The sequence below is a fragment of the Mycobacterium sp. MOTT36Y genome (assembly GCF_000262165.1).
Taxonomy (GTDB): domain Bacteria; phylum Actinomycetota; class Actinomycetes; order Mycobacteriales; family Mycobacteriaceae; genus Mycobacterium; species Mycobacterium intracellulare.
The window spans coordinates 5,603,806-5,613,626 of the sequence record NC_017904.1; the positions used below are offsets into that span (position 1 = coordinate 5,603,806).

12 protein-coding genes are annotated in these 9,821 nt (G+C 66.2%); 3 read left to right on the top strand and 9 right to left on the bottom strand.

Annotated elements, in window-relative coordinates; genetic code table 11:
• The first annotated feature begins 86 nt into the window (after window positions 1-86).
• The 3 genes from trxB to W7S_RS25640 all read left to right on the top strand — a co-directional run bounded on the left by trxB (window position 87) and on the right by W7S_RS25640 (window position 2,801).
• Window positions 87-1,097: a thioredoxin-disulfide reductase gene (gene trxB, locus W7S_RS25630; protein ID WP_008262469.1), complete on the top strand. Its 1,011-nt coding sequence runs from the start codon at window positions 87-89 to the stop codon at window positions 1,095-1,097.
• On the top strand, window positions 1,094-1,447 hold the full coding sequence (gene trxA / locus W7S_RS25635; protein ID WP_008262471.1) for a thioredoxin: 354 nt from the start codon (window positions 1,094-1,096) through the stop codon (window positions 1,445-1,447). Before trxB ends, trxA begins: the two co-directional genes overlap by 4 nt.
• 130 nt (window positions 1,448-1,577) lie before the next feature.
• Window positions 1,578-2,801, top strand: a complete 1,224-nt coding sequence (locus tag W7S_RS25640; RefSeq protein WP_008262474.1) for an N-acetylmuramoyl-L-alanine amidase — start codon at window positions 1,578-1,580, stop codon at window positions 2,799-2,801.
• Here W7S_RS25640 and W7S_RS25645 read toward each other — a convergent pair.
• The 9 genes from W7S_RS25645 to rpmH form a co-directional block, all read right to left on the bottom strand.
• Entirely contained in the window at window positions 2,748-3,557 is an 810-nt protein-coding gene (locus W7S_RS25645) for an acetyltransferase (RefSeq protein WP_230487539.1), read from the bottom strand. The genes W7S_RS25640 and W7S_RS25645 overlap by 54 nt on opposite strands.
• A gap of 263 nt (window positions 3,558-3,820) precedes the next feature.
• Window positions 3,821-4,816, bottom strand: a complete 996-nt coding sequence (locus W7S_RS25650; RefSeq protein ID WP_008262478.1) for a ParB/RepB/Spo0J family partition protein — start codon at window positions 4,814-4,816, stop codon at window positions 3,821-3,823.
• A 23-nt stretch (window positions 4,817-4,839) separates the two neighbouring features.
• Entirely contained in the window at window positions 4,840-5,832 is a 993-nt protein-coding gene (locus W7S_RS25655) for a ParA family protein (RefSeq protein ID WP_369751709.1), read from the bottom strand.
• Window positions 5,829-6,569, bottom strand: a complete 741-nt coding sequence (rsmG, locus tag W7S_RS25660) for a 16S rRNA (guanine(527)-N(7))-methyltransferase RsmG (RefSeq protein ID WP_008262484.1) — start codon at window positions 6,567-6,569, stop codon at window positions 5,829-5,831. Before rsmG ends, W7S_RS25655 begins: the two co-directional genes overlap by 4 nt.
• 77 nt (window positions 6,570-6,646) lie before the next feature.
• On the bottom strand, window positions 6,647-7,213 hold the full coding sequence (locus W7S_RS25665) for a R3H domain-containing nucleic acid-binding protein (RefSeq protein WP_008262485.1): 567 nt from the start codon (window positions 7,211-7,213) through the stop codon (window positions 6,647-6,649).
• Between the two features lie 81 nt (window positions 7,214-7,294).
• A complete protein-coding gene (yidC, locus tag W7S_RS25670) occupies window positions 7,295-8,392 on the bottom strand; it encodes a membrane protein insertase YidC (RefSeq protein WP_036429710.1) in 1,098 nt (365 codons plus the stop codon).
• A complete protein-coding gene (gene yidD, locus W7S_RS26630) occupies window positions 8,373-8,723 on the bottom strand; it encodes a membrane protein insertion efficiency factor YidD (RefSeq protein WP_085976467.1) in 351 nt (116 codons plus the stop codon). Before yidD ends, yidC begins: the two co-directional genes overlap by 20 nt.
• Window positions 8,720-9,079 (bottom strand): ribonuclease P protein component, encoded by a 360-nt coding sequence (gene rnpA / locus W7S_RS25680; RefSeq protein ID WP_081490146.1) that lies wholly within the window; start codon window positions 9,077-9,079, stop codon window positions 8,720-8,722. Before rnpA ends, yidD begins: the two co-directional genes overlap by 4 nt.
• A 22-nt stretch (window positions 9,080-9,101) precedes the next feature.
• A complete protein-coding gene (rpmH, locus tag W7S_RS26635; protein WP_003874369.1) occupies window positions 9,102-9,245 on the bottom strand; it encodes a 50S ribosomal protein L34 in 144 nt (47 codons plus the stop codon).
• Window positions 9,246-9,821 lie beyond the last annotated feature (576 nt).

Here is a 9,821-nt window from a genome sequence, read left to right on the forward strand (position 1 = left end):
TGCCCCCGCTGTTGCGAACTCCCGGGAACAGCCGTACCTACGCTGGCGTTTATACGGGTCCAGAGACGATCGCTCGAAAGGTTTTCATGACCGCCGACACTGTGCATGACGTGATCATTATTGGTTCGGGTCCTGCTGGGTATACCGCGGCGTTGTATGCGGCGCGGGCGCAGTTGGCGCCGGTGGTGTTTGAGGGGACGTCGTTTGGTGGGGCGTTGATGACGACGACCGAGGTGGAGAATTATCCGGGTTTTCGTGACGGGATCATGGGTCCGGAGTTGATGGATCAGATGCGTGAGCAGGCGTTGCGGTTTGGTGCTGATCTGCGGATGGAAGACGTCGAATCGGTGTCGCTGGAGGGCGCGGTGAAGTCGGTGACCACCAGCGAGGGTGAGACCGTGCGCGGGCGGGCGGTGATTTTGGCGATGGGTGCGGCGGCCCGCTATTTGGGGGTGCCCGGTGAGCAGGAGTTGTTGGGGCGTGGGGTGTCTTCGTGTGCGACCTGTGATGGGTTCTTTTTCAAGGATCAAGACATCGCGGTGATCGGTGGTGGGGATTCGGCGATGGAGGAGGCCACGTTTTTGACCCGGTTTGCCCGCAGTGTGACGGTGGTGCATCGCCGTGAGGAGTTTCGGGCGTCGCGGATCATGTTGGAGCGCGCGAGGGCCAACGACAAGATCACTTTCCTGACCAATAAGGCGGTCGAGGCGGTGGAGGGCACCGACACGGTGACGGGGTTGCGGTTGCGTGACACGGTGAGCGGTGCGTCCTCGACGTTGGCGGTGAGCGGGGTGTTCGTGGCGATCGGGCATGACCCGCGTTCGGAGTTGGTGCGCGAGGTGCTCGACACCGACCCCGACGGGTACGTGTTGGTCCAGGGCCGCACCACCGGTACCTCGATCGAGGGGGTGTTCGCCGCCGGGGATCTGGTGGATCGCACCTACCGCCAGGCCGTCACCGCCGCGGGCAGCGGCTGTTCGGCCGCCATCGATGCCGAACGCTGGCTCGCCGACCACGAAGAGTCCAGCGCCGCCGCCCAGGGCGACGCAACCGAATTTCCGGGCAGTACCGACACATTGATTGGAGCACCACAATGACCGATGCCGAAAAGGCCGGGGCCACAATAGAAGTCTCGGACGCATCATTTTCAACCGAGGTGCTGTCCAGCAATAAGCCTGTGCTAGTGGACTTTTGGGCCACATGGTGCGGACCCTGCAAAATGGTGGCGCCGGTCCTCGAGGAGATCGCCGGCGAGCGCAGCGATCACCTCACCGTCGCCAAGCTCGACGTGGACGCCAACCCCGAAACCGCCCAGAACTTCCAGGTCGTCTCCATCCCCACCATGATCTTGTTCAAGGACGGCCAGCCGGTGAAGCGGATCGTCGGCGCCAAGGGCAAGGCGGCGCTGCTGCGCGAGCTTTCTGACGCGGTCCCCGGCCTCAGCTAATCGATTCGATCGTCGCACCACGCCCCGGCGCATAGCCTGGGGTTTTCTGGAATTCGCGAACCGTCTGCGACAATACGGTTAGCTGTTGCCCATCTATGAGCGTGTCAGTTTGTCCCGGAGGGCCCTTGGTATGTCGAGTCCGCGCCGCGAATACGGCGACGCGCTGCGCTGTGGTGACCGCAGCGCCGCTGTGACCGAGATCCGGGCCACCCTCGCCTCATTGGGGATGCTGGACGGCTCCGACGACGAGGATCTCACTACCGGCCGGCACGTGGCCCTGGAACTCTTCGACGCCGAACTTGACCAGGCAGTTCGCGCTTTCCAACAGCATCGCGGGCTGCTCGTGGACGGCATTGTCGGCGAGGCCACCTACCGCGCGCTCAAGGAGGCGTCGTACCGACTGGGCGCGCGCACGTTGTATCACCAATTCGGCGCGCCCCTCTTCGGTGACGACGTCGCCACGCTGCAGGCACGGCTGCAGGATCTCGGCTTTTACACCGGCCTGGTCGACGGCTATTTCGGGTTGCAGACACACAACGCTTTGATGTCGTATCAGCGTGAGTACGGGCTGTCGGCCGACGGTATCTGCGGCCCGGAAACGTTGCGCTCCTTGTACTTTCTGAGTTCACGGGTCACCGGCGGATCGCCCCACGCGCTTCGCGAAGAAGAACTGGTGCGCCGTTCGGGTCCCAAGCTGTCGGGCAAGCGCATCATCATCGATCCGGGCCGCGGCGGTGCGGATCACGGCCTGATCGTGCACGGTGCGTCCGGTCCGGTCAGCGAAGCGGATGTGTTGTGGGACTTGGCGAGTCGACTTGAGGGCCGGATGACCGCCATCGGGATGGAGACCTTTCTGTCCCGTCCGGTCAACAGCAGCCCCTCGGACGCCGAGCGTGCGGCCACCGCCAACAATGTCGGCGCCGACCTGATGATCAGCCTGCGCTGCGAAAGTCAGCTCAGCGCCGCGGCCAACGGGGTGGCGTCCTTTCACTTCGGCAACTCCCATGGTTCGGTGTCCACCATCGGACGCAATCTGGCCGACTTCATTCAGCGAGAAGTGGTGGCACGCACCGGTTTACGGGATTGTCGCACGCACGGCCGGACGTGGGATCTGCTGCGTCTGACCCGCATGCCGACGGTCCAGGTCGACATCGGATACATCACCAACCCGCGCGACCGCGCCATGCTGGTCTCTACCCAGACCCGCGATGCCATCGCCGAGGGAATCCTCGCCGCGGTCAAGCGGCTCTACCTGCTGGGCAAGAACGACCGGCCCACGGGCACATTCACTTTCGCCGAGCTACTGGCCCACGAATTGTCGGTGGAGCGCACCAGCCAGCTGGGCGGTTCGTAGCCCCTCAACCACCCAGGGTGGTCCCAACGCATTCCCCGCCGTGGAGCCGGCCCCGACCGGCTGCTCCAGATGCGCGCTTTCCAGCAGACGTTCCAGGGCCGCCTCGACTTCGGCCTTCCATCCCAGGCCCTTGTCGAGCTCGAGCCGCAGTCGCGGGAAATACGTATGTGGCGCCACCACAACGAATCCCGCGTCTTTCAAGAATTCCGCGTCCATCACACAGCGCTCTACCGAGCAATCGCCGACGGCCTCCAACACCGCCTGCACATCGGGACCCACCAGTCGCGGATCCTGTAATTCCGACGCCGCCGGGGTGCGGCCGAACGCCTCGAGCGCCCGCACGCCGCGTCGCACCAACTCGTCGATGACCCGGGCGATCAAGCCGTGCGGCAGGTCGTCGGCGGCGGGGCCGGGTTCGATGCCCATCGACGTCAACATCACCGCGTCCGCGGACACCGGGCCGGTCGGAAATCGTTGAGCCCTCGGCACCGCCCGTGGCGGCGCGTAGAACACATAGCCCAGGCACGGCGGCTCGGCCTGGCTTCGCTCGTCGGGGATCGCGGTCGCCACCTGACCGCATGAACCCCACTCCAGCATGACCATGGACAGCCACGCTTCTTTTTCGAATTCGGGATCGGTGAGGTGATCCTGGTTGCCGAGGGTCGCCGGATCGACTTCCCAGAACACGCACCGGCGCGCGTGCTTGGGAAGCTGCTCGAAGGCCTCGAGCCGCAGCGGCATGATTCGAGCGGACACTAGCCTCCTGCTCCTGTGCGGTACGGCAGCCATCTGCACCGACAACCCCTCCAGGATAGGAGAGGTAGTCGTGATCGGGCCAGCTTTAGCCCGGCCACACGCGTCGGGGCGCCCGAACCGCCGCCATAACGCGGTCGCGGGCGGTCGATCATCGAAAGTCGTTGCTACCCATGCTGTTTCGCCAAACCTCGGCATCGGGGCGCGGAAATTTCTCGCCGCGTCGGCCCCAGTGTCACAGTGACGTAATTACACCGTGTCCTAGCTCAGGCCTTCGGCGGGGACATGACCTCGATGATTCGCTGTAGGTCGTCCACCGACCCGAACTCGACGACGATCTTGCCCTTACGTTTGCCCAGGCTGACCGTCACTCGGGTATCGAAGGCGGTCGAGAGCCGGTCGGCGACATCTTGCAGGCCGGGCATCTGGATCGGCTTGCGCCGCGGGGGCGTCGGCGCGGTCGTGCCGGACCGGTTGGCCAGCGTGACCGCCTCCTCCGTGGCCCGCACCGACAATCCCTCCGCGACGATGCGGGTGGCCAGTTCCTCTTGGGCCTCGGGACCGGCCTCCAGGGACAGCAGTGCGCGGGCATGACCGGCGGACAGGACCCCGGCGGCCACACGCCGCTGCACCGCGATCGGCAGCTTGAGCAACCGGATCATGTTGGTGATCAACGGCCGCGACCGCCCGATGCGGGCCGCCAGTTCATCGTGGGTGACCCCGAACTCGTCGAGCAGCTGCTGGTAGGCGGCCGCCTCTTCCAAGGGGTTCAGCTGCACGCGGTGGATGTTTTCCAACAGGGCGTCGCGCAGCAGATCGTCGTCGCCGGTCTCGCGCACGATCGCGGGGATGGTCGCCAGCCCGGCCTCCTGGGCCGCCCGCCAGCGCCGCTCCCCCATCACGATCTGGTAGCGCGCACCGCTGGCCGAATCCTTGACGGCCCGCACCACGATCGGCTGCAAGAGCCCGAACTCGCGGATGGAGTGCACCAGTTCCGCCAGCGCTTCCTCGTCGAAGACCTGACGGGGCTGACGGGGGTTGCGCTCGATATCGGCCGGCGCGATCTCGCGGTAGACCGCCCCCATGGAAGCGGTTGCCGACGCGTCCTGCGGCGCCGGTCCGCCGATCAAGACGTCGGCGGCCGCGTCCCCCATCCGGGGGCCGAGGGTCGCCGGACCGGAATCACCTTCCGCGGGACCGGTCGGAATTAGCGAAGCCAGGCCCCGGCCGAGGCCACCCTTTTTGCGTAACGGCTGCGTCATGGTCGTCCCTTCACGGATGGTGGTCAATCGCGCTCGGCGAGTTCGCGGCTCGCGTCGAGGTAGCTCATCGCCCCGCGGGAACCGGGGTCGTAATCGATGATGGTCATGCTGTAGCCCGGCGCCTCGGAAACCTTCACGCTGCGCGGAATCACCGTCCGCAGCACCTTGGCCCCGAAGTAGCGGCGCACCTCCTCGGCGACCTGGTCCGCCAGCTTGGTGCGGCCGTCGTACATGGTCAGCACCACGGTGCTCACCTCGAGCTTCGGGTTGAGGTGGGCCTTGACCATCTCGATGTTGCGCATCAGCTGCGAGACGCCCTCGAGGGCGTAGTACTCGCACTGGATAGGGATCATGACTTCCGGTGCGGCGACGAGCGCGTTGATGGTCAGCAGGCCGAGCGACGGCGGGCAATCGATGAAGACGCAATCGAAGTCGAGGCTGTCGAGGTCGGCCAAAGCGGTACGCAACCGATTCTCGCGCGCAACCATGCTCACCAATTCGATCTCGGCGCCCGCCAGGTCGATGGTCGCGGGGATGCAGAACAGCCGGTCGTTGTGCGGGCTCTGCCGCAGGGCATCGTGGACGGAGACCTCACCCAACAACACCTCGTACGACGACGGCGTCCCCGACTTCCGGTCGGTGATGCCCAGCGCCGTGCTCGCGTTGCCCTGGGGGTCGAGGTCGATGACGAGGGTCTTGAGGCCTTGGAGCGCGAGGGCCGCGGCGAGGTTGACCGCCGTGGTCGTCTTGCCCACGCCGCCCTTCTGGTTCGCGACGGTGAAGACGCGGCGCCGGGCCGGCCGGCGCAGCGGCGGATACGTGGTGTGCAGGACCCGCATCGCCCGTTCGGCGGCCGCGCCGATCGGGGTGTCGTATTCGGCGCTTGTTTCACGTGAAACATTCGGCTGTGCGGCCGGTGCGGCCGCCGGCTCGGCCGGGGGCGCCGGCGCGGGAGCCGTCTTCGGGGCGGCCTCGGGCGGCTGTGCCGTCACCGGCCTGTCTTCTGGAAAAGTCATCGCGTTCGGGCCTTCCCGGTCCGTGCCGACTTGCGGTGCGGCGGCTGCCCGCGTCGCGCTGAAACCACGGTTGCGGGGGGACGCAAATAGTTCGCGCCACATGTCACCACCCTGACATCAGCGGCGCCCGATGCTGCCATCACACGCCGGAATTGTTCAACTTCCTCGGACGCCCGCTCCCCCTTGATGGCCAGCATCCGACCGTCTGGGCGTAGCAACGGCATGCTCCACTTCGTCAGTTTGTCCAACGCCGCAACCGCTCGTGATACCGCCGCATCCCTCGACCCGAACCGGTCACGCACCCCCGGTTCTTCCGCGCGGCCGCGAACCACCTCGACGGTTAACCCTAGTTCGTCGACAACCTCGTTGAGAAATTCGCTGCGTCGCAGGAGCGGCTCGAGCAACACGACCTCTAGATCGGGCCGTGCGATCGCCAACGGTATCCCGGGCAAGCCCGCCCCGCTGCCGATGTCGATGACGCGCTCGCCCGCGCCGAGGAGTTCGGCGACCGCGGCGCTGTTCAATATGTGGCGGTCCCAGATCCGGTCGACTTCCCGCGGCCCCAGCAGCCCGCGCTCCACGCCAGCACCCGCAAGGAGGGTGGCGTACCGTTGCGCGATTCCGAGGCGCTCGCCGAAGGCGGCGGCCGCCGAATCCGGAGCGGCGCCGATGCCCGGGCGCGAGCCCGCGCACTCCCCCGCGGCTCCGGCCGGGCCGCCATGTTTCACGTGAAACATCCTCGAGTTGGCGCGTGCACTTTCAACCTTCGGCCGCCCTCCGGACCAGACGAACTACACCGCTGTAACTCTGGGAGTCAGTCGTGCAGCACGACCACGCGGCGCGACGGCTCGACGCCCTCGCTCTCGCTGTGGACTCCGGGAACCGCCGCGACGGCGTCGTGCACGATCTTCCGTTCGAAGGGTGTCATCGGTGCCAACTCTTCGCGCTCCCCCGACTCGAGCACCCGCCGCGCCACCTTGTCGCCCAGCGCCGCCAACTCTTCGCGCCGGCGCCGACGCCAACTCGCGATGTCGAGCATCAACCGACTCCGCACGCCGGTCTTCTGGTGCACCGCCAACCGGGTGAGCTCCTGCAGCGCGTCGAGCACCTCGCCGCCGCGGCCGACCAACTTGTTCAAGTCGTCGCCGCCATCGATGCTCACGACGGCCCGGCTCCCCTCGACGTCCAGGTCGATGTCGCCGTCGAAGTCCAAGAGGTCCAACAACTCCTCGAGGTAGTCGCCGGCGATCTCGCCCTCGGCGACCAACCGCTCCTCCAGGTCGTCGCCCTCCTCGGCGTCACCCTGGACGGTGTCCTCGGCCGCCGCTTGGGTCTCGAGTTCCGTGTCCACGTCGCGCTCGGTGGTGTCGGCGTCTGTCATGTCTTTCTCTCCCTCATCCATGGGTCTGAGCCCGGTTGGGGCCGCCCTGCCCAGGGTCGCCCCGGTAGCTTGTCCGCCGTATCAGCGTTTGCGTTTCTTCGGTCGCGCGCCCGGACGCGGGGTGCGATTGCTCGGGGTGTCGGTGGCTTCGGGCGCCTGCCCGTCGGCGCCATCGGACTCCGCCTCCGCCGAACCGGACCCCTCGGTATCCCCACCGGCCTTCGCCGAACCGTTCCCGCCCGGCGCTGCCGCCTTCGGTGTGCGCTTCGGCTTCGCTCCGGGAGCCGGCGCGTTGGCCGCCCGGCGCGCGATCGCTTCCTGCTTCTTGGCTTCGTCTTCTTTCTCGATCATCCCGAAGACGTAGTGCTGCTGCCCGAAGGTCCAGATGTTGTTGGCGAACCAGTACAAGATGATCGCCAGCGGAAGGAACGGCCCACCGACCACCACGCCGAGCGGAAACACATACAGCGCAAGCTTGTTCATCATCGCGGTCTGCGGGTTGGCCGCCGCCTCCGGGCTCTGCCTCGCCACCGATGCCCGACTGTTGAAGTACGTCGCCACCCCGGCCAGGATCATCACCGGCAGCCCCACGGCGATCACGGCCGGCCGGCTGAAAACGGTGAACGCGTCCAGGCCCGTGCGCTGCGTCATGAACGCGCCGATCGGTGCGCCGAACAAGTTGGCGTCCAGGAAATGCGCGACGTCCGTCGGGGTGAAGACGTAGTTTCCGGTGAGCCGGTTCTCGGCCACCGACAGGTGCGGCTGCCCGAACCCACCGGTAGTCCGGTTGAACGAGCGCAACACGTGATACAGACCGATGAACACCGGGATCTGCGCCAGCATCGGCAGGCAGCCGAGAATCGGGTTGAAGCCGTGTTCGCGCTGCAGCTTCTGCATCTCGAGCGCCATGCGCTGCCGGTCCTTGCCGTACTTCTTCTGCAGCGCCTTGATCTGCGGTTGCAACTCCTGCATCTGGCGCGTGGTCCGGATCTGTCGCACGAAGGGCTTATAGAGCAACGCGCGCAGGCTGAAGACCAAGAACATCACCGACAGCGCCCAGGCGAAGAAGTTCGACGGCCCCAGCATGGAGGCGAACAGCTTGTACCAAACCCACATGATCCACGACACCGGGTAGTAGACGAAGTCGAGGCTGAAAAGGTCAAACGACAAAAGACTCACTCTCCCCTCGCGTCGCTCGGACCGCCCGAGCGTCGCTGGCGTCTTGGCAATCCCCTTGGCAGCCGGGGCGATCCGGTATCGGATCCCATCCGCCCTCGTGCCATGGTCCGCACTTGGCGAGCCTGACCGCAGCCAACCAGCTCCCCCGGATCAACCCGTACTCGTTCAGCGCATCGACCGCGTACTGGCTGCAGGTCGGAACGAAGCGACAGGTCGCCGGGCGCAGCGGCGACACCATATGCCGATAGAGCTGGATGAGGAAAATCAATCCCCGCACCACGGACCGTCCAACGGTGTGGGCGAACGCACGCACCGCAGAGCGTCGGGTCACGGTGCGATCCCCGTCGCCGGCATCCGTCGCAAACACCGCCGCAGTTCCTGTTCCAACCGGGCCGACGACGCGGTCCGGCTACTGGGCAGCGCCCGGATCACCAGCCGGTCGGACTCCTGAAGGTCACCGAGAATCGTGCGGGCCACATGTCGCAGCCGGCGGGCGACCCGGTGACGTTCCACCGCCGACCCGACGGGCTTGCCGACAACGAGTCCGACGTGGGGCGCCGTCGCGTCGCCGCAGTCGGTTTCGCGCCGGAAGTGCACGACGATGTCGGGCTGTGCCATGCGGATCCCGTGCTTCACCGTCGCGTCAAACTCAATTGACCGCGTCATGCGGTTGCGTGCGGGAAGCACCGCCGAAAGACCTGACCCGCGATCAGGCAGATAGCGCGCGGCGGCCCTTGCGGCGCCGACCGGACACGATCGCGCGTCCGGCACGAGTGCGCATCCGCAAGCGGAAGCCATGCACGCGGGCTCGGCGCCGGTTATTCGGCTGGAAGGTCCGCTTGCCCTTGGCCACGACGTTCTCCTCGTTGTTTGCCATCCGGCCGCTCAGACGGTTCGCTTCGGGCTCGTCTGCGGTCCGACCGGAGGTGGTCTTGCTGCTGCTGGCCGGCGCGGTCCCCGGGTGGTTCCGGGTCGCAGCCGTATCGCCGACTTTCGGGCGACTGTTTGAGGGTACTGACGAGCCCTCGCCTGGTCAAACCTGGCCTGCCGCAACGCCGCCGCGCGGACCCGGCGCAAGATTTTCCGTTCCGATCACACTCGGCTGCGACGTGACTACGATAACGACCCGAACCAAGGCCCCACCCACCCTAAGCGACCCGATTGGAATGCAGCGGAACGGTTGGCAGCCGCACGGAAAACTGTTAGCTTCTGCCAAAGTCGTTTTAGACTGAAACAGCGCTCGACAACGAAGCGAGGATGGTGGATCGACTAGCTGCCTAGACAACCTTTTTGGGTTTTCTTCCAGCGCGGAGATCGCGAGCCGTCGCCGGTAGGTTGTGGCTTGCAGACGACCACCCTGTCCACACCTGTGTATAACTATGTGGACAGCCGTTTCGTCGCCAAGCGTGAGTTGTACTTCGACCCGGGA